General features: G+C 40.5%; 22 protein-coding genes. 17 read left to right on the top strand and 5 right to left on the bottom strand.

Features of this window, described 5'->3' with window-relative positions:
* Positions 1 to 38: 38 nt before the first annotated feature.
* Positions 39 to 542, top strand: coding sequence for a formaldehyde-activating enzyme (gene fae, locus BLP52_RS05885; RefSeq protein WP_091709538.1), 504 nt, complete (start codon positions 39 to 41; stop codon positions 540 to 542).
* Positions 543 to 634: 92 nt separating this feature from the next.
* Here fae and BLP52_RS05890 read toward each other — a convergent pair whose 3' ends face one another.
* The gene (locus BLP52_RS05890; protein ID WP_238380738.1) at positions 635 to 1,459 is read right to left on the bottom strand and encodes a nitroreductase family protein; all 825 of its coding nucleotides are present in this window, start codon (positions 1,457 to 1,459) and stop codon (positions 635 to 637) included.
* 372 nt (positions 1,460 to 1,831) lie between these two features.
* On the opposite strand from BLP52_RS05890, the gene BLP52_RS05895 reads away from it, so the two are divergent.
* From BLP52_RS05895 to BLP52_RS05905, 3 genes are read left to right on the top strand one after another with little or no spacing between them, the layout of a single operon-like run.
* A complete protein-coding gene (locus tag BLP52_RS05895) occupies positions 1,832 to 2,512 on the top strand; it encodes a hypothetical protein (protein WP_091709539.1) in 681 nt (226 codons plus the stop codon).
* Entirely contained in the window at positions 2,513 to 3,433 is a 921-nt protein-coding gene (locus BLP52_RS05900; RefSeq protein ID WP_091709540.1) for a hypothetical protein, read from the top strand. It abuts the gene before it with no gap.
* Complete coding sequence (locus BLP52_RS05905; protein ID WP_091709541.1) at positions 3,433 to 4,539, top strand: hypothetical protein; 1,107 nt, start codon at positions 3,433 to 3,435, stop codon at positions 4,537 to 4,539. Before BLP52_RS05900 ends, BLP52_RS05905 begins: the two co-directional genes overlap by 1 nt.
* An 89-nt stretch (positions 4,540 to 4,628) precedes the next feature.
* On the opposite strand, the gene BLP52_RS05910 is transcribed toward BLP52_RS05905, so the two are convergent.
* Entirely contained in the window at positions 4,629 to 5,303 is a 675-nt protein-coding gene (locus tag BLP52_RS05910; RefSeq protein ID WP_091709542.1) for a class I SAM-dependent methyltransferase, read from the bottom strand.
* A gap of 197 nt (positions 5,304 to 5,500) precedes the next feature.
* Between BLP52_RS05910 and gatC the strand changes: the two genes are divergently transcribed.
* From gatC to gatB, 3 genes are read left to right on the top strand one after another with little or no spacing between them, the layout of a single operon-like run.
* Positions 5,501 to 5,782 (top strand): Asp-tRNA(Asn)/Glu-tRNA(Gln) amidotransferase subunit GatC, encoded by a 282-nt coding sequence (gene gatC, locus BLP52_RS05915; protein ID WP_091709543.1) that lies wholly within the window; start codon positions 5,501 to 5,503, stop codon positions 5,780 to 5,782.
* A 9-nt stretch (positions 5,783 to 5,791) separates the two neighbouring features.
* Positions 5,792 to 7,219, top strand: coding sequence for an Asp-tRNA(Asn)/Glu-tRNA(Gln) amidotransferase subunit GatA (gatA, locus tag BLP52_RS05920; protein WP_091709544.1), 1,428 nt, complete (start codon positions 5,792 to 5,794; stop codon positions 7,217 to 7,219).
* Complete coding sequence (gene gatB / locus BLP52_RS05925; RefSeq protein ID WP_091709545.1) at positions 7,219 to 8,640, top strand: Asp-tRNA(Asn)/Glu-tRNA(Gln) amidotransferase subunit GatB; 1,422 nt, start codon at positions 7,219 to 7,221, stop codon at positions 8,638 to 8,640. Before gatA ends, gatB begins: the two co-directional genes overlap by 1 nt.
* Positions 8,641 to 8,747: 107 nt before the next feature.
* On the opposite strand, the gene BLP52_RS05930 is transcribed toward gatB, so the two are convergent.
* Positions 8,748 to 9,089: a helix-turn-helix domain-containing protein gene (locus tag BLP52_RS05930; protein ID WP_238380739.1), complete on the bottom strand. Its 342-nt coding sequence runs from the start codon at positions 9,087 to 9,089 to the stop codon at positions 8,748 to 8,750.
* A gap of 206 nt (positions 9,090 to 9,295) precedes the next feature.
* On the opposite strand from BLP52_RS05930, the gene BLP52_RS05935 reads away from it, so the two are divergent.
* From BLP52_RS05935 to BLP52_RS05955, 5 genes are all read left to right on the top strand, one after another.
* Positions 9,296 to 9,445: a 50S ribosomal protein L40e gene (locus BLP52_RS05935; protein ID WP_023845608.1), complete on the top strand. Its 150-nt coding sequence runs from the start codon at positions 9,296 to 9,298 to the stop codon at positions 9,443 to 9,445.
* Positions 9,446 to 9,453: 8 nt separating this feature from the next.
* Positions 9,454 to 10,197 carry a phosphoglycerol geranylgeranyltransferase gene (locus BLP52_RS05940; RefSeq protein WP_091709546.1) on the top strand — a complete coding sequence of 248 codons (744 nt, stop codon included), beginning with the start codon at positions 9,454 to 9,456 and terminating at the stop codon, positions 10,195 to 10,197.
* A gap of 82 nt (positions 10,198 to 10,279) precedes the next feature.
* Positions 10,280 to 12,001 carry an ATP-binding cassette domain-containing protein gene (locus BLP52_RS05945; RefSeq protein ID WP_091709547.1) on the top strand — a complete coding sequence of 574 codons (1,722 nt, stop codon included), beginning with the start codon at positions 10,280 to 10,282 and terminating at the stop codon, positions 11,999 to 12,001.
* A 121-nt stretch (positions 12,002 to 12,122) separates the two neighbouring features.
* Positions 12,123 to 12,467, top strand: a complete 345-nt coding sequence (locus BLP52_RS05950; RefSeq protein ID WP_091709548.1) for a phasin family protein — start codon at positions 12,123 to 12,125, stop codon at positions 12,465 to 12,467.
* Positions 12,468 to 12,482: 15 nt separating this feature from the next.
* Complete coding sequence (locus BLP52_RS05955; protein ID WP_091709549.1) at positions 12,483 to 13,094, top strand: hypothetical protein; 612 nt, start codon at positions 12,483 to 12,485, stop codon at positions 13,092 to 13,094.
* 28 nt (positions 13,095 to 13,122) lie between these two features.
* On the opposite strand, the gene BLP52_RS05960 is transcribed toward BLP52_RS05955, so the two are convergent.
* The gene (locus BLP52_RS05960; RefSeq protein ID WP_091709550.1) at positions 13,123 to 13,392 is read right to left on the bottom strand and encodes a DUF3303 domain-containing protein; all 270 of its coding nucleotides are present in this window, start codon (positions 13,390 to 13,392) and stop codon (positions 13,123 to 13,125) included.
* Positions 13,393 to 13,611: 219 nt separating this feature from the next.
* Between BLP52_RS05960 and BLP52_RS05965 the strand changes: the two genes are divergently transcribed.
* The 5 genes from BLP52_RS05965 (at position 13,612) to BLP52_RS05985 (ending at position 20,261) form a co-directional block, all read left to right on the top strand.
* Complete coding sequence (locus tag BLP52_RS05965; RefSeq protein ID WP_091709551.1) at positions 13,612 to 15,291, top strand: ABC1 kinase family protein; 1,680 nt, start codon at positions 13,612 to 13,614, stop codon at positions 15,289 to 15,291.
* A 97-nt stretch (positions 15,292 to 15,388) separates the two neighbouring features.
* Positions 15,389 to 16,363, top strand: coding sequence for a DUF128 domain-containing protein (locus tag BLP52_RS05970; protein ID WP_091709552.1), 975 nt, complete (start codon positions 15,389 to 15,391; stop codon positions 16,361 to 16,363).
* 388 nt (positions 16,364 to 16,751) lie between these two features.
* Positions 16,752 to 18,167 carry an ammonium transporter gene (locus BLP52_RS05975; RefSeq protein ID WP_091709553.1) on the top strand — a complete coding sequence of 472 codons (1,416 nt, stop codon included), beginning with the start codon at positions 16,752 to 16,754 and terminating at the stop codon, positions 18,165 to 18,167.
* A gap of 6 nt (positions 18,168 to 18,173) precedes the next feature.
* Positions 18,174 to 18,512 (top strand): P-II family nitrogen regulator, encoded by a 339-nt coding sequence (locus BLP52_RS05980; protein WP_091709554.1) that lies wholly within the window; start codon positions 18,174 to 18,176, stop codon positions 18,510 to 18,512.
* A gap of 276 nt (positions 18,513 to 18,788) precedes the next feature.
* On the top strand, positions 18,789 to 20,261 hold the full coding sequence (locus BLP52_RS05985) for a response regulator (RefSeq protein WP_238380740.1): 1,473 nt from the start codon (positions 18,789 to 18,791) through the stop codon (positions 20,259 to 20,261).
* 61 nt (positions 20,262 to 20,322) lie between these two features.
* Here BLP52_RS05985 and BLP52_RS05990 read toward each other — a convergent pair whose 3' ends face one another.
* Positions 20,323 to 21,516 carry an ammonium transporter gene (locus tag BLP52_RS05990; RefSeq protein WP_238380741.1) on the bottom strand — a complete coding sequence of 398 codons (1,194 nt, stop codon included), beginning with the start codon at positions 21,514 to 21,516 and terminating at the stop codon, positions 20,323 to 20,325.
* Between the last annotated feature and the right edge of the window lie 631 nt (positions 21,517 to 22,147).

A 22,147-nucleotide genomic window follows, 5' to 3' on the forward strand; every position in this document is an offset into this window, starting at 1 on the left:
ACAATACATTTCTGCAAAGTTCTGATTGAGGTGAAATAATGACAAAAATAGTAAATAGTCTTGTAGGCGAAGCCTTAGTTGGTGAAGGACCGGAAGTTGCACACATAGACCTTGTGATAGGCAGAAAAGGAAGTGCTGTTGAAACTGCATTTATGAATTCCCTTGCAATGCCAAGACAGGGACACTCTCCTTTACTTGCTGTACTTGAACCAAATGTTACACCAAAACCTGCAACACTCCTTGTAAACAAGGTGACAATGAAGAATGTGGCACAGGCATCCCTGATGTTTGGACCTGCACAGGCATCTATTGCAAAAGCTGTGATGGACAGTGTCGATGAAGGAGTTATTCCAAAGGAAGAAGCTGAAGACCTACTAATCATTGTTTCAGTATTCATCGAGTGGGATGCAAAGGACAAGGATAAGATCTACGAATTCAACTACGAAGCTACAAAACTTGCGATCAAGCGTGCAGTTGATGGAACTCCTACCGTTGATGAGGCACTTGCTAAAAAGGACAGTGCAGCACACCCATTTGCATAAATAAGATATTCCTGCAAGGTCATTGCAGGACTAACTTACTTTTTTGATTAAGATGTTTTTTAATATTCAATTGAAATTCATTTTAAAGAGAATTACTGCCATGTAACCTCAAGAGGCTTCCTGCGAGGGATTCCATATATTTTATACAGAGGATTTCCGAATAAGATTGCATAAGCACTTTTCCTTCCTGCAGGAAAACCAAGTTCTTTCTGAAGAGGTTCGTAAGATGTGGCAGCCGCAGCAACAAAGCCAGCCCAGCATGTACCTATTCCAAATGCCGGTGCTGTGATATCAAAATGCGTGAGGGCGATTATGGCATCAACAGATGCGATCGGATTTTCTTCCGGAATATGTGCGAAAAGCAAATGTGGTGCATCCCGGCAAATGACATCATTTCCATTCTCCCATGCTGAAATCAGTGAAGGTACGTAGCCACTCATTGGATGGGAGGTGTTCACAAGGCTTTTCATCCATTCGATTGTGAGTCCGGCAATCTTCCGGACTCTTTCCGGGTCATGAACAACGAGCCACTGAACCGGCTGGCCATTGGTTCCCGATGCAGCATAACGGGCAATATCAAGTATCTCAAGTATTTTCTCCCGTGGAACAGGTTCTTTTGTAAAATGCCTTACAGACCTGCGTTTCTTAAGATAGAAACCTATATCTTCAGTTGAGATATCACCAACGCCGTCAGGAAGTGCGACTTTCTCATCTGGACGCAGATCCAGAATCAGCGCCTGAGATGGACAAAAAACCTCACAATGTCCGCATTTGATGCAGCGTAGAACGTTTGCTTCCTGTATCTGAGGAAGATTTGATTCTTCAACCAACTCAATTATACGCGGCGGACATACTTTTGTGCAAATACCGCAGCCTGTGCATAGATCCTGATCAACAATTATGTGAGTAATAAGCATCAACTCCTGGAAAAGAGTGGCTATGTAAATACACAACCGGCTCTTTTTGTGGTAAATATTAACCGGCAATGTTCATTTGTTTTTCTCTTCAGGTCGAGAAGGAAATGAATAAAATTTTACTTTTTTGTAGGTAGGAGAACTGCATAATGCAGCGAGAGGTTTTAGAGCAGTCAATTGAGCTGAGATTTCATTAGATGCTATTATACAAACTGATTTTTGGAGTGAAAGCAAGCAATAAAAATAACATAGTAAAAGAGTCAACTGGCATAGTTTTAATAGAGGTATCCCTAAATTTATTAGTTCAATTTATACAGCCACATACAATATAGTAAAATATTTATTGTATGTATATAATCATTTCAACGGGAGAATATGGAATATAGTTTTAGAACTGCAAGCGTGAAAATACTCCCCAGTACTTTCGGCATAATAGATATTCAAAAAATACTGCAAGTACCCTTTTTACCATTGAATAAATCAGGAGGATTCCGACTCTTAAGTTCTTCTGATGAGAGAAAGTTTCTATTCCAATATTTGCATGAGGTCCCAATTACCTATGGAGAATTCAATGGAGACTATACTTTAAAAACAGAAACAAGAGTCAAAGAGATCACATTTGAAATTGATATTAAAAGTAAAAGAATGATTGTGTTTTCTAACAAAGCACAATCTGATTTTTTCGTTAGAAAATTTATGAGTCAATTTGGATACCTAATATCTTCTTTTGAGTTAGACTTTACAAACTTAATTGATAAATTGACCACGTCTGAAATAATAACACATAGTGAACAAGTTGTCATAAATGGATTCATATTTAAAGATATAATTGTTGGAAAATATATTGCAGAAATAAAGGATCTTGAAATTCTTCAGCAAATTGTTTCTGAATACGGACCAAAAGTGGATAAAATAAAGTTATCAATTATATATGACGACACTGACTCCATTATTTCTATTGATCGAAATGGATCATTTTTGTTTAACTGCTTCAGAGAAGATAACATCAATATACTTAATTATTTCATAGATACCGCATTGACAGGAAGGTTATAAATGTCTATTAATACAGATGGTCCTGAAGGTAAGAATGTTCTTTCAGATTTTCGTGAAAATGAGATCAGAGCTTTTTTTTCTAATTTTCTAAAGTGGGAGCTTCTTTACAATAATTTTGATGTTCAATTTTTGAATGTTGATACTGATAAAGAAGAAAACCGTGGATTTGATTTTTTATATGGCATGTATGAACCATTTTTACGTGATTCCTTCCGTCACGGAGTAATTGTAGAAGTGAAAGGCATAAGAGATGAAACCTTATTTAATAAAGGCAGGCTAACTAAGGACATAGATGTACTAAAGCATAAGATTGAAAGCGCTCTTTTGTCAAAAAACTTACATGATGATCCTAAAATTCAAGAAAAAGATATCAACTATTTTAAATACGGAATTCTTTGCTATAGGTTTACTAATTTTGACAATGAAAAATGTAAGAAAGTATTAATGGAATATCAAATTTCAGGATTGAAAAATGGAGATATGTTCCCCACAATATTTGTTTTGACAAATGATAGAATTAGCACTTTTTTCCACTTAAAAAGAGAATATAATAATATCGAATTCTATTATCCATATTATAGAGAACACGCTACCAATGGTTATGAAAGCAAGTTATCATTATCATATTTGTTTTCAGACATAATTCCATTTAAGACACATGAAAATAATAACACGATAAAAAACATACTTTTTTTCGATGTCCCTTCACCTTTATCATTTAAATTGCTTGAAAATTTTTGCGGAAGATATCAATATCATGATATTGATAGAATAATTTTAGCAAATTCAGATTATACAAAAAAGGAGATATACAAGAGTTACTTGTCTGATTGGGAACAAAACTCAAAAAAGAAAATAGAAATTAGTTGTTTAGAGAACGATCAAAATATTAGAAAAGACTTAGCAGAGGTGTTTCGTTAATGAATGATAAAATACCTGATGATTTATTCAAAGATTATCATGAACTTCAACTCTTTTTCAACAGTGACCATATAAGGCTTCACAATATACATCAATTTTTGAAGGAAAAAGGTATTTTCGCTTTTGCCCATACAAATGATTCAGTTGCAAGATTTGCATGTGGTTTCTTTTGGGGGTTGGATTCATTAAATTCTTTAAAAAAATATGCTGACATCAAAGCTTATCCAAAAATAACTGGCTTTATTGTAGAAGCTGAAGAAGATATTACTCTTGGAAAAGTAAGAGATTATTTTAATGTGCATGTCGGCAAAAACTTCTCCACAAAAGAAAGTACATTTATAAATATCAGTGAGGACCACCATAAACTCTACATAAAAATTGGATATAGCATTACAAACATTCATGGTTACAACATTTTCAACCATGAAAAAAAAGAAGCATGTGTAGAAGTATCTAAACATGGGAGATTATTTTTATTCAATTTAATTCAAAATCTTGGTTCAGATTACTCTGTAGTTCATAGTGTTATTAACTTAATCATTAAAGATGATTCTTCTATCAAACTTAAATTAATAGAAGTAGATTTATCGATATTTAATGCAACAAAAGTGAGGCATGAATTTTTTTTACAACTCATAAAGGCGTTAAATAACGAGAAAAATGAGATATTAGGATTAATAAAATATAATAGAAATAAAGCATCAGACTCGACTACAACTGATTCATTTGAAGATAATCATCTCAAAGGAAGCAACGAAATAAAACTGATGACAATTGAACAAGTAATCGCAAATCTTGAAAAAAGAGGAGCACTTGTAGAAGGCATTGAAATTGTATTCTATGACAGCAAGAATAAACATTTGTTTATTTTGGGACTATTGGCTAAAGAAGACAAAAGAAAAGTAGAAGTTGGATTGATAGGAGATTCAAAGAAAATAGAATACGAATCACTTGTAAAAATAAAATCTAAAAGTGATATCACAAAATATGAATCTATGGGTTTGAATGAAACAGAAAAACAAGAAATTGCAATGAATATGTGGAATATTATTTCACAACAATATTACAAATATAGAAAAGAAAAGATTGATGGACTACAATCATAGCCGCATTGTTTTATGTTTTTCAATATAAATAAAAATGATAGCTTTTTGACATTTATTGTATTTCATGGAAAAGATCACAGTATATTTGATTATTTTTTCCCCACCACAACAAACCCATTAACCCGATTCCCTGTCCTCGTCACAAAGGTATCCCTCTTGAAAAACTCCACCTCAAACCCATTCTCGACCAGCAGAAAAACAAGCTCTTTCTCAGTAAAGTGATGAGCCGTATAAGCAACCTCACCGGTCTTTTCATCATAAGCTAAAAATGAACCTTCCTCCTTTGTCACCGGCAGATCCCTGAGGTAACGTTCACGATAAACTGCCGAATGCCACGTTTGTCCGAAATCTGCAATGTAGAGGTAACCATCCGGTTTAAGGATGCGACAGGCTTCACGCACAATTTTTGAGCGGTCTTCTTTTGAAACTACAACCGTGAGGAAAGCCTGCATAATGACTACATCGAAGCTTTCATCTGCAAAAGGCATAGCAATGGCAGTAGCTCTTGCAAATGCAGGAATCATTGAGATTTTACTATCTACAGCAGCATTTGCGGTCATTTCCAGAGCATCATGATTGATATCGATGCTTGTGACAGGGAATCCATGTGAAGCCAGTTCTATGCTCACATTTCCTGTGGCACATGCAACATCAAGAATACTGGCATCAGGATGTGTGTACCTGAAAAGAACAGGATCAAGTGATATTGTTGCCGGAATGTCCTCGCCTTCAACATCCATCCACGGGTTTTCATGTTTGGTCATTCTCTAAAAATCCCTCATCGAAAGTCCTGAAGTAGAATATAATTCAGTAGAAGATATAGATTATCACAAAAAGCAATTAATTATCTGCCACACATGAGCAAACTGCTTAACCAACATTTTTAATATAATCGCCTGCTTTTCTAAGACTTAAATATACTACATATTACCCTATCTTTATTCAACTAGAGGAACTTACGATGATCACTAAAGAAGAGGTAGAACACGTAGGCTGGCTCGCACGTATCGAGATCGATGCAAAAGAATCTGATGCGTATGCAGAGAAGCTCAACTCCGTACTGGGATATTTCGGGCAGCTCGATGAGGTCGACACCGAAGGCGTAGAGCCAACATATCACGTAGCGGACATTGTGAACGTGTTCAGGAAAGACGAAGTCACAGGATCGATGCCACAGGAAGAAGTGCTTGCAAACACCGAACACAAGCAGGAAGGAAACTTCAAAGCTCCAAAAATTATGTGAGGTGGACAAATGGCAACATGGACAGACATTTCAGGCATCAGACAGAAAATCGCAGACTCTTCAGCTGAAGAGATCACTGCCTCTTACATTGAAACCATTGGCAAGAGCAAGATAAACGGATTCACCACCCTCTCAGAAGAGGCTATCAACGTAGCCCGTGAGATTGACGCAAACGGCCATGGAGGGCCTCTTGCAGGCGTACCGATAGCTATCAAGGAGAACATTTCAACAAAAGGGCTCTCCACAACCTGCTCATCAAAGATACTTCAGGGATATGTGCCGCCATACGATGCACATGTAATTGAGAAGCTGAAGGCAGCCGGCGCAGTCATTCTTGGGAAGACGAACATGGACGAATTCGCCATGGGAACTTCCACCGAATCAAGCTACTACGGACCAACATTCAACCCATGGGACATGGACAGAGTTCCCGGAGGTTCATCCGGTGGAAGTGCAGCAGTCGTTGCAGCAGGTGAAGTACCTGTGTCCCTGGGTTCTGACACCGGAGGGTCAGTCAGGTGTCCGGCAGCATATTGTGGAGTCGTCGGACTCAAGCCAACCTACGGATGCATTTCAAGGTACGGACTTATCTCCTACGCAAACTCACTGGAACAAATTGGTCCCCTTGCAACAAACGTTGCAGACATTGCAACAATCATGGATGTTGTAGCAGGCTACGACAACAGGGACAGTACATCAATCAACAGGGAGAACACTTACAGCGATGCCCTGAAGGACGATGTAAAAGGCATGAAGATCGGTGTTCCTGAAGAGTACTTCGGAGAGGGCATCGACGAGAAGGTCGAGAAGGCAGTGTGGGATTCAATAGCAAAATTCGAGGACATGGGAGCCACCTATGAGAAGGTATCCATGCCACACACAAAATATGCCCTGGCATCATATTATATTATAGCCATGAGTGAAGCCTCATCAAACCTTGCACGTTTTGACGGTACAAGATACGGATACCGCGTTGATGGTGATAACTGGCATGTAATGGCATCAAAGACCCGTGCAGAAGGCTTCGGTGACGAGGTCAAGCGCAGAATACTTCTCGGAACCTACGCACTTTCAGCAGGTTACCACGACAAGTACTATCTCAAGGCACTCAAGGTAAGAACCCTTGTGAAGCAGGATTTCGATAAGGCTCTTGCAAACGTTGATGTGCTCATGGGACCAACCATGCCAGCACCGGCATTTAAGATTGGTGAGAAGATCGATGACCCGCTTTCACTTTACCTTGCTGATGTTAACACAGTACCTATTAACCTTGCAGGTGTGCCATCCATCTCAGTTCCATGTGGACTTGCAGACGGAATGCCTGTGGGACTGCAGATAATTGGTAAGCACTTCGATGAGAACACTATCATTAAGGCTGCTTACAGCTTCGAACAGAATACCGATCATCACACCAGAAGACCTCCGGAGGTGGCATAATGGTTTACGAGAACCCTGACGGAGTAAGGATCGGACTTGAGGTCCACGTCCAACTGAACAAGCTCAACACAAAGCTGTTCTGTGGCTGTTCCACAAAATACCATGACTCCGAACCAAACACCCATGTATGTCCTGTATGTCTCGGACTTCCTGGTTCCTTGCCGGTTATCAACGAGAAGGCAGTGGAATATGCAATAAAGATAGGTCTTGCACTTAATTGTAGTATTGTGGAGCAGACCCAGTTCCACAGGAAGAACTACTACTATCCTGACCTTCCAAAGGGATTCCAGACAACCCAGTATGATTTCCCTATTGCAGGAGAAGGAAAGATCATCATTGAAGGTGAGGACGGAGAACACGTTGTTGGGATTACCCGTGCTCACATGGAAGAAGACCCTGGAAGGCTTCAGCACATGGGAAGCATTGACAAATCCAAGGGTACACTCATCAACTACAACCGTTCAGGCATGACACTTATCGAGATCGTCAGTGAGCCAGACATGAGAAGCCCGAAGGAAGCAAGACGCTACCTTGACAAGCTCAGAAGCATTCTCGATTACCTTGATGTATTCGACGGTGACCTTGAGGGTGCAATGAGGGTGGACGCTAACGTTTCCGTACACTGGGGTGACCGTGTTGAGGTTAAGAACATCTCATCCTTCAAGGGTGCTGAGAGGGCTCTGCTCTACGAGATAATGAGGCAAAAGAACCACATCAGACGTGGTGGCGAGATCACCATGGAGACAAGGCACTTCGACGAAGCCAGAGGTGTGACAATTTCCATGCGTACCAAAGAAGAAGAGCATGATTATCGCTACTTCCCTGAGCCTGACCTTGTACCTCTCAGAGTTGCAGACAGAGTACCAAAGGTACGTGAGACACTGCCGGAGCTTCCTGATGCAAAGAGAGAGCGCTTCATGGAGCAGTATGGCCTTGGCGAAACTCATGCAAGAGCACTAACCACCGAGATAAAGGTAGCCAACTTCTTTGAAGAAGTTGCAGAAAAAGTTGATCCCAAGGATGCAGCTGTCTGGGTATCTGATATTCTCAAAGGTGAACTCAACTATCGTGAACTGAGCATCGATGCTTTCACAGTGGAGGATATCGTTGCTGTTGTCGAGCTTGTAACAGGTAACAAGGTCACTGAGCAGAGTGGTGTTGAGATCATACGCACAGTCCTTGATGACGGTGGCAAGCCACAGGATATTGTCGAGAAGAAAGGACTTCTTAAGGTGGAAGACGACATCGTTGCAACGGCTGTTGAAGAAGCAATTGCCGAGAACCCTGAAGCAGTGGCAGACTACCTTGGAGGAAAGGAAAAATCCCTTAACTTCATCGTTGGTAAGGTCATGCAGAAAACAAAGGGACGTGCCGATGCCCGTGAAGCAAGAGAGAAAGTGCTTGCGAAATTGAAAGAGTGATATTTTAACTAAAAAATGGGGTTGATGACCCCATTAGAAACTTTTTTTGATATAGTAAAATCTACTTTTGCGGTTCATTATTAGATTTACAAAGTCGAGTATTAGCTTTAAAGATGCTTTGGATCAACATTCTCAAGGAATGCCTCACCGCGTACTGTGAGAACATAAGTCGTATCATCTTCCTTTTCGATGTATAGGGTATCCACAAGCATATCGAGATTCAGCCTTGCCTGCATATCATTAAGATCAAACTTTTCCTTGACCTCATCAAAGGTCATTTTTCCCTCACCAAGACTTTCAACAATATGCCTGCGAATAGGATTCTGCATAGCTTTTAAACCAGCTTTATGATCCTCAGTAGGATTCCTCTTAAGCTTACCTTCTTTCTTTACTTTCTCGTACCATTCATCTCTTCTATTTTTGAGGTCATCATCGGTCATGTTGATCATTCATTATTAATGATGAACTTTGATAAATACTTAGTCCTGAAAAAGAGAAAATTAGTAGCAATATTTATACCATAGAAAGTAGTCTCAGGACTATTCAATAGGACATGAAATGAGGGCTGAATTTGCCAAAACAATTATATGTTTTGAGCATCATGTAAGCAGCCTATTATCCTAATTACATATCATAATCATTCAGGTGAAAAATAATGGCAAGATTTCCAGAAGCTGAAAACAGAATACTGATTAAGAAGATCTGTATGGACTGCAATGCCCGCAATGCAGTACGTGCAACAAGATGCAGAAAATGCGGTGGCAAAAGCCTGCGCATGAAGTCCAAGGAATCAAAGGGTGGCTGATCGTTCTCATGCAAGTGGAAGAGTACCTTAATAAGATTGCTGAAAGCGAAGGTACAGTTCACTTGACACTTATCGACCCGGCATCACAGACTCCGGATCAGGCAGCTGAGATAGCTCATGCTGCTGTACTCGGAGGAACAGATGCTATTATGGTCGGTGGTTCCACAGGAGCCGGAGGAGTGCTGCTTGACCAGACGCTCCTTAAAATAAAAGAGAGAACAGACAAGCCTACAATATTGTTCCCGGGAAATGCATCAGGTGTCAGCAAGCATGCTGACGCGATATTTTTCATGAGCTTGCTCAATTCCCGTGATATTAATTACATCACCACCAATCAGGCAATGGGTGCTCCAGTCGTGTATAAGAGTGGAATTGAACCCATCTCCATGGCATACATTATAGTTGAGCCTGGAGGAACTGTAGGATGGGTAGGTGATGCAAAGCTCATACCAAAACACAAACCAGAACTTGCAGTAGCATATGCACTGGCAGGAAAATATCTTGGAATGCACTATACTTATCTTGAAGCAGGATCAGGCGCAGATTTGCCGGTCACTCCGGAAATGATAGGTGCGGTCAAGCACGTCCTCGGTGACAACAAACTGATAGTTGGCGGAGGAATTCGTGATGGTGAAACTGCAAAGATGTGCGCCCTTGCAGGAGCGGACATGATAGTCACAGGAACTATCCTTGAAGAGAGTTCCAACGTTACTGCTAAGATAGAAGAGCTGGTTTCAGCCATAAAGAAGTAATTGAAGGATTTTCCTTTTCTATAATTACTATAGTTTATCTATTATTTACCTTCAGACCGAAATAACCCATGGAGGTTTGACAATGCTTGAAGTAGAGAATATCGTTAAAGAATACCAGTTCAATGGTGTAAAAAAAAGAGTTCTTGACAATGTCAGTTTTAATGTTGCAGACGGGGAGATACTTGGAATTACCGGAAAGAGCGGCAGTGGAAAAACTACTATTTTGAAGATACTCCGTGGTATTGAGGACTTTGACTCCGGTTACTTTGAGCTAAATGGGGAAAGAATAGAATCTGATCCAGACAGGGAAAAAATCAAATTCCTGACTCATAACAGTGCTATACACCTCCAACGTAATTTCGGACTATGGAACGGACCTGCTGTTGAAAATATCATTCGCAGGCTGAATTTCCTTGCAGAAGGTCACGAAGGAATGCCAGAGCCTGATGCACTCCATTATGATGAGCTTTATGAAGAGGCAATGTATTACATGCGCCTTGTAAGACTTGACCATAAAGCAAAACATTCTTCAAACCTGTTAAGCGGTGGCGAGAAACAGAGACTCATACTTGCCCGTCAGCTGGCAGCAAAACCAAAACTTCTACTCCTTGATGAACCGGTAACAATGACCGACCCCGGTACTAAGCAGGAGATGCTTGATGTAATAAAAGACATCAGAAAAGAACTTAATATTCCTATTATTGTTGTTTCACACCTTCCGGAAATTCATCTTTACCTTGCAGACAAAGTTGTTTACCTTGAAGAGGGAAAAATCATTGAAATCGGTAAAGCTAAAGATGTGCTGAAACATTTCCTCAAGGATATCAAAGAGCAGACACCTCTGGCAGAAATGACCAGTAAGGAACCTATCATAAAAGTGAGAGGACTTTCAAACCGCTTTGCACTCCTGCGTGTAGGAGAAGTCCTGAAGTTCGAGGACCTTTCTCTTGACATAAACAAAGGAGAAATCACAGCCCTTATCGGACCATCAGGTTCCGGAAAGACAACACTGCTAAAAATGATAGAAGGCCTCAGGTTCCCTAAAGAAGGAGAGATCACATACCTGCATGAAGGAAAGTGGCTCAATATAATCGATTTTACCATACAGCGTCTGGATCTTCGCAGGAAGATGAGCATCATGCACCAGGAATTCACGCTGTCGCCTCATTCTACAATAAGAGACCAGCTTGCATTCAAACTTCGGCTTAAAGGTGAAGGATCACTTGAATATGCCAGGGAAAAAGCTGTTGAACTTGGAATCTCAGATGAGAAGCTTGATACCCTTTACAGGCTGACCGAAGTTACCGAGGAAGAAAAGGACAAGACACTCCGCGAGATTGGTTTATCCATAGATATTTACGCAAAACTCTTCCCTACAATAACCAAAGGTACAGTTGATACACAGGCTGCCGAAATCTTTGAAACCCTTGACCTTCCAATGTCAATTCTGGACAAAACACCATACCAGATCAGCGGTGGAGAACACGTCAGGGCTTACATAGCGCTGGCACTTGTCACAAGTCCTGAAATACTGATGCTTGACGAACCATTCGGTGACCTTGACCCTGTAACACTCAGGGATGTGACCAATTCCCTGAAGAACATAAACAGGAAATTCGGTACTACAATTGTATTTGTAAGCCATCACACCGATTTTGTAAAGGAAGCTGCACACAGGGCAATTCTTATAGACGATGCAGAGATCACAATGGATGGTAATCCAGAAGATGTTTGCCAGAAGCTTATTGAGATGAGCCATGCAAAGTATCTTGAGCATGACCTGCAGGAACTTGTTGATAACTAATAAAAATGGCCTTCTGGCCTGTTAGTCTTTTTTACCATTCCCGATTTTGCTTGAGACGATGTCATCTTTCAGAACAAGATATTTATTGTAACACTGAGTAATTAATCATTGGAGGTTTAATATGAAAGACGTTACAGACATCACAGAAGTCATGAAGAAAGTTGGTCTTTTTGGAATTGGCTTGTGGGCACTGACTGAAGAAAAGGTTCAGGATATTACTGATGATCTTATCGAGAACGGGGAGATCAAAAAGGAAGAAGGCAAGAAGTTTGTCCGTGAAGTAATGGATGAGCAGAAGAAGCAGAAGGAAGATATTGAGAAGAAGATATCATCAAAAGTCCAGGACACCATCAGCAAGGCAGATATTGCAACAAAGGATGAGGTCAGGGAGCTTAAAGATATAATTGCAAGTCTTGAAGCAAAGATAGATAAATTAGTAGACTCTGACATTAAGGAAGACCTTTAAACCTGAAAAGGAGGAGTGCCCTTCAGCAAAGATAACAACCTCTTTTTAAATTTTTCAAAGGCACTTTATTCTTTAACCAGTGAACACAGGGAAGGAAATCCCGAAGCTATTGTGGAGGAGTGGAGCTTTTTTCCACTTAGTCCCTGTACGGGAGATGTTCTTGATATTACCGGCAGGACTGAATCCAGTGAAACTATCACCATGGCAGTTTCATTTTCAATAACTTCACCTGTCATCAATGACAAATACGAATACCTTTTTAAGAAAGTTGGAATTCCAGGAGGAAGTAACAGTTTTCAGGTCAGGGCACAGAAAGTCCATGATCTTAATTTCATTGTGAGGATGTTCGTTGACTTCAAGCGCAGTTTTGATGCAGAGAACGGCGTTGCACAGTTCTATGAAAAGAATGTTCCGCCCGGCAATTATGAAATTGTTATTAATGGAAATGCGATTGAAGGTGAAAACGAAGTGAAACTTGATTTTCTGGCGACCCAGACCATTAAAGCCGACGATGAAGGGAAGTTCCATCAAAAATATGATACCTGCACACTGCCAAAAGGTGATTTCTCAGTAAAGATCGGAAATCGTGAAAAAGTGATAAGCCTGAAAGATGAAACAAAAGAATAAAGAAAAATAAAATTGATCAAAAAAGGGATTACAATCCCTTTGAGATCATCAGTTTGATAAAATCTGTTGATTCCATTACCGGAACACTGTCAATAAGACAGACATCGGACCATGGAATATTGAATTCTGCGTATGCTTCGTTGCTTTCAGCCTCGTAAAGTATGAAATAGCGTCCTCCGTTGAGGTCTACCCACTGATTGATTACATTTATCCCTGCAGGTGGTCTGAGATTCTTGAAATGTTCAATTACCTTTTCATTATCCTGCGGATCCCATGTGCTTATATCGAAAAATAACATCTATTCACACTCCTTTTGTATTATAGATAAAGCCATTTTATTCTGGCATTAATACTCGGATCTCAGCAATTATATAACTGTCCCTTTAATTTAAGAACGGACATTGAGTGACATGAACTGAAAGATAATTGCAATATAATATCTTGTGCGATAATTTAATAATAAAGCCAGTACAATTTAATTATACATCTAAATAAAAGAATCAAAGTCCAGGACATCATGAAACCAAGAAAGATCCACAGATATTCAATGATCAGGAGATATGGAAAGATCGTTGATGCGCTCATAAAATATGAATTCGGTTACATTGTTGACAGAATGGGACTTCGCAGTCTGAGGCCACTTAGATCACGTATCAGAAGAAGGGAAAAGCTTCTCAAGGATACTGATACCAGGCCAATGAAAGCCAGGATGATGCTGGAGGAACTTGGCCCTACTTACATAAAGCTTGGACAAATCCTCAGCATGCGTCAGGACCTTATTCCTCCAGAATATGCAAATGAGTTCTCAAAGCTCCAGGATGATGTCCAGCCTTTTGGGATCGAAGAAGTGGAAAAGCTCATAAGAGCAGAACTTGGTTCTGAAATAAAAGACATTTTTCAGTATTTTGAACCGGAACCCATTGCAGCTGCATCTATTGGACAGGTGCACCGTGCAAAATTAAAAAGTGGTGAAGATGTTGTTGTAAAAGTCCAGAGACCAGGGATAAAGAAAATCATAAATTCCGATCTGGACATCATGTACAGTATCGCATCTTTTGCAGAAGAGCACCTGCCTGAAGCAAAACTCTACCAACCTGTTGGGATTGTAGAAGAATTCGAACGTTCCATTAAAGCAGAAATGGATTATACTCAGGAAGGAAGGAATGCCGACCATTTTGCACGCAACTTCAGGGATGATCCGAGAATATACATTCCAAAGGTCCACTGGGACTGCACCAGTGCAAAAGTGCTCACACTTGAATTCATAGATGGCGTAAAAAGCAGTTCTTTTGAAGAACTTGAATGCATGGAAATTGAAAGAAGGGAGATAGCAATCGATGTTCTGAAAGCTTTCATGAAACAGATATACGATGACGGCTTTTTCCATGCTGACCTACATCCCGGAAATGTATTCATCATGAAGGATGGAAGGATAGCACTTCTTGACTTTGGTATGGCAGGATTTCTTTCCCAGGACATGCGCAACCTGCTTATCGATGACCTGATAGCCCTTACAAGAGGAGATACCACCCTTTACATCGAACTTCTCAGAGAACTGGGTTCCATTGATGAGAACACAGACCTTTCTGCACTTAAGATAGATATTGATCAGTTGATCTACAAATACTATGGAAGGCCATTAAGGCAACTTAATACTGCTTTGATACTTGAAGAAATGATCAATCTCCTGAGGAAGTATCAGGTAAGAGTGCCTTCCAATGTTGCATTGCTTTCCAAGGGAGCGATGACTGCTGAAAGTTTTGGAAGCCTCATGGATCCGGATATCAACCTGACGATAATTGCAGAGCCTTTTGCAAAGAAAGCAATTAAGGACAGATTAAAGCTTACCAATATTGCAGGAAGCACTTTCAAGGATGCAAGCAACTGGGCAAGGGTGCTACATAAAGCACCAATCCAAATTGGACATATTCTTAACATTGCAGAAAGAGGATACCTAAAACTGCGTTTTGACCCTCACGGGTTTGACAGGGTCGTGTCTGAGATAGATGCTGCAAGTAACCGTCTTTCATTCAGCCTTATCATCTCAGCCATAATAGTTGGTTCATCATTTATCATACAAACCGGCATGGAGCCACACATATGGGGAGTACCTTTACTGGGAGTGATTGGTTTTCTTATGGCAGGATTTCTGGGAATGTGGCTTGTAATCTATATCCTGAGGACCGGAAGGATATAAAAGTCAGTAACATATATTTATCGCACATCTTAAATAGACAAAAATATAACTTATACGCCGTTGAAGTGTCCTTCGACGAACATCTTCTGGTGAAAAAATGACAGATCCAAACGTTGAAAGAAAGCTTGTTGAAATAATGCGTATCATTAATGAAAGCGACAAGCCTTTAGGTGCACGCCTTATAGCTGATGAGCTCCATAACCGTGGTTATGCAATAGGTGAGAGGGCCGTCAGGTATCATTTGCGGATACTGGATGAGCGAGGCTTTACCAAGAAGCACGGTTACATTGGACGCACCATAACCGAACGTGGAAAGAAAGAGCTCAATGACGCCCTTATAAGTGACAGATTCGGTTTTGTCATCACCAAGATAGAAGAACTGATCTACAAGGCAGACTATGACCTTGAAACCGGGAAAGGAAACGTGATCGTCAATATTACCAATATTGACAAGGATGACTTTGACAATGCCACAGATATAATTAAATATGCCATGGATCATGGTGCCACCATCAGTCCAAGAGTAGGAATTATTGAAGAGGATACTGACCTTGATATTTATGTCCCTGATGGTAAAGTCGCAATTGCAACAGTGTGCAGTATTACTTTTGACGGATTGCTTCTGAACAATGGAATTCCTGTGGTTCCGGTTTTCGGCGGCCTTATGCAAATGGAGGACTATTCCCCGGCAGGCTTCCTGGACCTTATATCATATAACGGAACATCAATTGACCCTATCAAGATATTTCTGAGAAGAAAGGCAACATCCATTCTCGAAGCCATTGATACAGGCAATGGAAAAATGCTTGCAAATGTTCGCCAGATACCTGCATCAGCTGCAACAAGAGCTGAGGAACTACTGAATATTGCAAGTAAACACGATATTTCCGGCCATCTTACCATAGGTGATCCGGGAGAGGATGTTCTCTATGCACCTATTGAAAGAGGAAAGATCGGAATCCCTGTAATGGTAGGAATTAATTCTGTAGCTGCTGTTGAAGAAGCTGGCATAAACGTAGATACACATCCTGTTTCTGCAGTTATGGAATATAGCAAGATGAGGAAACTCTGAGCAAGATCTGCTTGGACACTACTTTTTAGCTATTCTTCTTTAAAAAAATGATTTCCTCAAAAAATAGTTCGAACCTATCTTTTTCTTCTGATTTTTTTTACAAACGGGGCAGTATTAATATCTTGCCCCACACAAACAGCGAATAAAGATACGTTGCACGAAATATGCAGAACTCTTTTTATATTACATAGTACTAAAAATATTTAATGTGTGGGTTTTGCAATTTTCATGTGGAATTTAGGCTCCAAATGCACATTACATTACGAATTTATTGTATATTTTTATGCCAAAAACTATAGTGTTGGTTACAAAAACCGAAGTATTTAAATAGCATGAAGTCTACACATAGCATCCGTCTTCCTAATGAAGCGAAACAAAGGTGTTACTCATGTATGGAATATCACAGAAACTCAATTCAAAGATGATCTGGCAGGTTTTACTGCTAATGAGCGTCATATTTATGGTATTTATAGGTCCAGCATCTGCTGCGACAGTAGACGAAAACAGTATGGCAATAGGCGATCTTCAGACAGCACTCACATTTATGTGGCTCCTGATCTGTGGTGCAATTGTGTTCCTCATGCATGCAGGTTTCTCTCTGGTAGAAATTGGTCTTACCAGAACAAAGAACACTGCTAACATTCTCATGAAGAACTTTATGACAATCTGTCTCGGTATTGTCGTTTACTGGCTTGTAGGCTGGGGAATTATGTACGGTGCCGATGCAGCAGGTCTAATAGGAACCAACCAGTTCATGCTAATGGGCGCAATGGACAATGCAACATGGAACGGATGGTGGTTCCAGATGGTCTTCGCAGCAACCGGTGCAACAATCGTATCTGGTGCAATGGCTGAGAGGACTGACTTCAAGTCATATCTAATTTATACAGTACTTATGGTAGCACTCATCTACCCTGTCTACGGACACTGGGTATGGAGCGGTGCAGGAATACTTACAAGTGGTTTCCTTGTTGATGCAATCGGACAGTCATTCCATGACTTTGCAGGATCCGGTGTAGTACACTCAATTGGTGGATACTCAGCTCTTGCAGGTATCATGCTTGTAGGTCCAAGGATCGGCAAGTTCAAGAACGGCAAGGCAATAGCAATTCCAGGTCACAGCCTTCCACTGGCATTCCTCGGTACACTTATCCTCGCATTCGGCTGGGTAGGATTCAACGGTGGTAGTACCCTTGATGGTAACGATCCATATGCCAGCATGGTAATTGTAAACACATTCCTTGCAGCAGGCGCTGGTGCAATCATGGTAATGATCATAACCTGGATTAAGACAGGAAAGCCAGACCCATCACTCACTGCAAACGGTCTGCTCGCAGGTCTTGTAGCAATCACAGCACCTTGTGGTTCAGTTACTAACTGGGCATCGGTTGTAATTGGCCTTGTTGCAGGCATAGTAGTATACGCAGGTGTGATGTTCAATGAAAACACACTCAAGCTCGATGACCCTGTAGGTGCAGTGGCAGTACACGGATACTGTGGTACCTGGGGACTTCTCGCAGTAGGTATCTTTGCACTCGGACAGGGCGACGGTTCAATGCTCGCAGACGCAGCATACACAGCAGCTGGTGCAGGACTTATCTATGGCGGAACACAGCAGTTCATGATACAGGTAGTAGGTGCAATACTCAGCATAGTATGGGCATTTGTAATCTCATTCATAATCTTCAAGATACTCGATGCAGTAGTAGGACTCCGTGTATCTGAAGAGCACGAGATCGCCGGACTTGATGTAGTCGAGCACGGAATCAGTGCATACCCAGAATTCATGATACTTAAGGAGTGATGTTAAATGATGAAGATCGAAGCAATAATAAGGCCAACAAAGATCCACGAAGTCAAGGATGCCCTTGATGAAGCGGGATTTGAAAGTGTGACCGTGACCGATGTAAAAGGCCGTGGTAAGCAGAAGGGTGTAATGCAGCAGTGGAGAGGACGCAAGTACTGTGTCGACCTGCTGCCAAAGATAAAGATGGAAATGGTAGTAGCCGACGATAGTGTTGACAAAGTTGTTGACATTATCATGAAGACAGCAGCAACCGGCTCCATTGGAGATGGAAAGATCTTTATTTACCCTGTAAGCAAGATCATCAGGATCCGTACAGGAGAAACAGACGGAGAAGCACTCTAAGTGCTTTCTCTAACCTTTTTTATTTTTGAATGTTACATTGAATATTACACAATTAACGATAAGTTCATAAAACCAATCATTGTGAGCCCCGAGAATTCAACATATACCTATTGTAAAAGGATTCTGCAGTCCAGTTGTCACAATTAGCACTTCCATAGTTTCGGGGCTCTTCCCTAAAATATTGCCTTTTAATATATTTTTTTTAGAATGACATCCTTTTTAGAATAAAATCAAAAATATAATATATTTTAATATTATATTTGATTCCGTGATATTTTGACGGGGAAGGATAAAATACTGATAGTAGACGATGAGAAGATCAACGTCGCAGTTCTGACATCATATCTTGCAGATAATTATGATGTAATTACAGCATCCAATGGTGAGGAAGCACTCAAAATAGTGAAAAAAGAAGAGCCGGATCTCATCTTACTTGATGTCGTCATGCCAGGAATGGATGGATTCGACATATGCAAGATAATCAAACACGATTATAAACTCGATTTTATACCCATAATAATGCTCACAGCCCTTACTTCGAGGAATGATCACCATAAAGGTATAGAAGTCGGTGCAGATGATTTTCTTAAGAAACCTGCTGACAGGTTTGAACTTGACAAGAAGATAACAGCACTTTTGCGCATCAAAGAACATCACGACTCACTTCTGCAAGACCGGAATAAAGCATACGAATATCTGGACTATGTAGGTGTTTTAATCGCAGTTCTGGACAGAGACTACAAGCTCATTCATATCAACCAGAAAGGTGCGGATATCCTGGGATATAACAGGAACAACATAATTAACAGGGACTGGATAGATCTTATTGTTTCCGAGAGCTATGCAAACCTTGTTAAGAGAAAATACGACATGCTTCTGGATGGCATTATGAACGAACCTGAATGTTCCGAATATCCCATAATGACAATCACACGTAAGGAGAAACTTTTCAAATGGCACTATTCTGTCCTGAGAGATGCGAAAGGAAATATTACAAACATCCTGATGTCAGGAGAGGACATAACCGAAAAGAGAAAGGATGAGATCAAGCTCATGGAATATGCTAAAGAACTTCAGAAGTCCAATGAAATTAAAGATCTATTTACTGATGTTCTCCGCCATGACCTGCTAAATCCTGCAGGACTTATCAAATCATTCACAGAGCTTCTTGAAGAGACAGGAACCAATGAAAAACAGCAACGTCTCATAGAGAACATTAAAAAATCGAATCTTAGACTTATCGGACTTATTGATAATGCTGCCAAACTCGCCAAACTTGAATCTATCAATGAGATGGCATTTGTAAAGACCAATATATCTCAGATGATAAATGATGTACAGGACAATTTCGAGCAGGACCTTAAAAGTAAGAATATCACCCTGAAAAGTGAGACTTACGGCCAACATCCGGCACTTGCCAACCCAATGATTGAAGGAGTATTTTCTAATCTTATATCAAACGCTATCAAATACAGCCCGGAAAATACCAATATTACGGTTAAAGTAGAAGATCTTGCAGATAAATTGAAAATCTCCGTGGCAGACCAGGGAGATGGTGTTCCTGACAAGGATAAAGAAGCGGTATTCACGCGTTTTAACCGTTTGCACAAGGAAAATATCAAGGGTAGTGGAATTGGGCTTGCTATTGTCAAAAGGATCATGGACCTTCATGGAGAAAATGTAGGTGTCATTGATAATCCACAAGGAAGGGGAAGTGTATTCTGGTTTACACTGAAAAAAGCGCTTTGAGTTATGAAAGAGAGAATAAAAGAATGGTGCACAGTGCTGTGCACCTAATCTTTTCTACCAGTTAAATAAGGTGAATATCGTATGCCATCTCACCATGAATGGACATGTCAAGTCCCTGGTGTTCTTCGTCATCTGATACCTTTACCGGTGTGATATAGTTGATGGCTATGAGCATTATGTATGTGAATACAAATGCATAGAGTGATGCTGCAACTACTACAATGAGCTGTATCATGAAGAAGCTACCACCACCATAGAGAAGACCGTCAGCACCATTTGGATTAATAGCTGTGGATGCAAAGATACCAAGAAGCACGGTACCAAGCACACCGCCCATACCATGGACTCCCCATACATCCAGTGCATCATCCCATCCTAGCTTGTTCTTGATGTGGACACAATAGTAGCAGACAAATCCTGCAGCGATTCCAAAAAGAGCTGCAACCGGCATTGACACATAACCTGCTGCAGGTGTGATGGTTGCAAGTCCTGCAACAGAACCTGTCAGAAGTTCCACAAACTTTGGTTTTCCCTGTTTTACCCATGCGATAGTGAGCCATGTAATTGCGGCAAATGATGCTGAGATGTCAGTGTTGAGGAATGCAAGAGGAGTGATAGTGTCAACATTAAGCTCACTTCCTGCGTTAAATCCATACCAACCGAACCAGAGAAGTGCAGTTCCTATTGCAACCAGTGGAAGACTGTTGGGTTTGGATGCACGGTCCTTTCTTGAGCCTACATAGAACACAGATGCCAGTGCTGCAAAACCTGCAGTAGCATGAACGACGATTCCGCCTGCATAGTCAAGAACTCCGATGTTTGCGAGCAGACCACCGCCCCATACCATGTGGACGAATGGATAGTACACAAGTACCTGCCAGAGAACAAGGAATATGAGATATGCCTTGAAGGTCACACGATTGACAAATGCTCCTGTGATGAGTGCCGGAGTGATGATAGCGAACATCATCTGATAGGAGATGAAGACGATCTCAGGAATTGCACCGTTTGCAGAAAATGCTGAGGTTATGGTTACACCATTTAAGAACATCTTGTCAAGGTTACCGATGATGCCACCTGCACCACCGCTGAAACAGAGAGAATAACCCACGATAAACCAGAGAATGGTTGTAATTCCTAGGGATACGAAACTTTGCATCATTATCCCTAAGATATTGCGTTTACATGCCAGTCCGCCATAGAAAAAGGCAAGGCCAGGGGTCATGAGCATAACAAGGCTCGTGGCCACCAGCATAAATCCTGTAGTACCTGTATCAAACATAAACGTATACCTGCCTAAATAGCTAAGTTTAAATGTAGATTAGTTAGAGCTACGAAACACATTACCCATTTCCGCCATAGTTCTATTTTAATGTTACTGTTCAGAAAATAATAAAAATGAAAACAAATCAAAATAAGGAACATTATCAAAAACAGAAGAAACAATCTGAAAATAAAGAAAAATAAACTGTTGTATTCATTATAAACTCAATACGGCAGGCAATGAAGAGGCAAATAATACATTTTATATGATGAAATCTAAAAATCTGTTCCTATTAATAAGTAGTATTAAGTATTATAAGACAATACATAGGATTCCGTTAGTACCCTACAAGCATAGAACCTGCTTCCTAAAGCAATAAAAACGAAACGAAACACACATTCACCCTGTGATCATGAAAGACCTGCCATGAGAAAAATGTTCACAGGAAAATGGTACTAACTACCTCTATAAGTGACATATCCGTTCTGAACGCAGCTCCGGTTGGTCAGAACGGACACTTTTCTTTTTTATCCATAAAAAATATAATACAAAAAGAATACTGCCTTGACTCGTCAGTTAATAGCTTCCATTAAAATGGTCAGATTATACAGTATATAAGTGT

It is taken from the genome of Methanolobus vulcani, from assembly GCF_900100715.1.
Lineage (GTDB): Archaea > Halobacteriota > Methanosarcinia > Methanosarcinales > Methanosarcinaceae > Methanolobus > Methanolobus vulcani.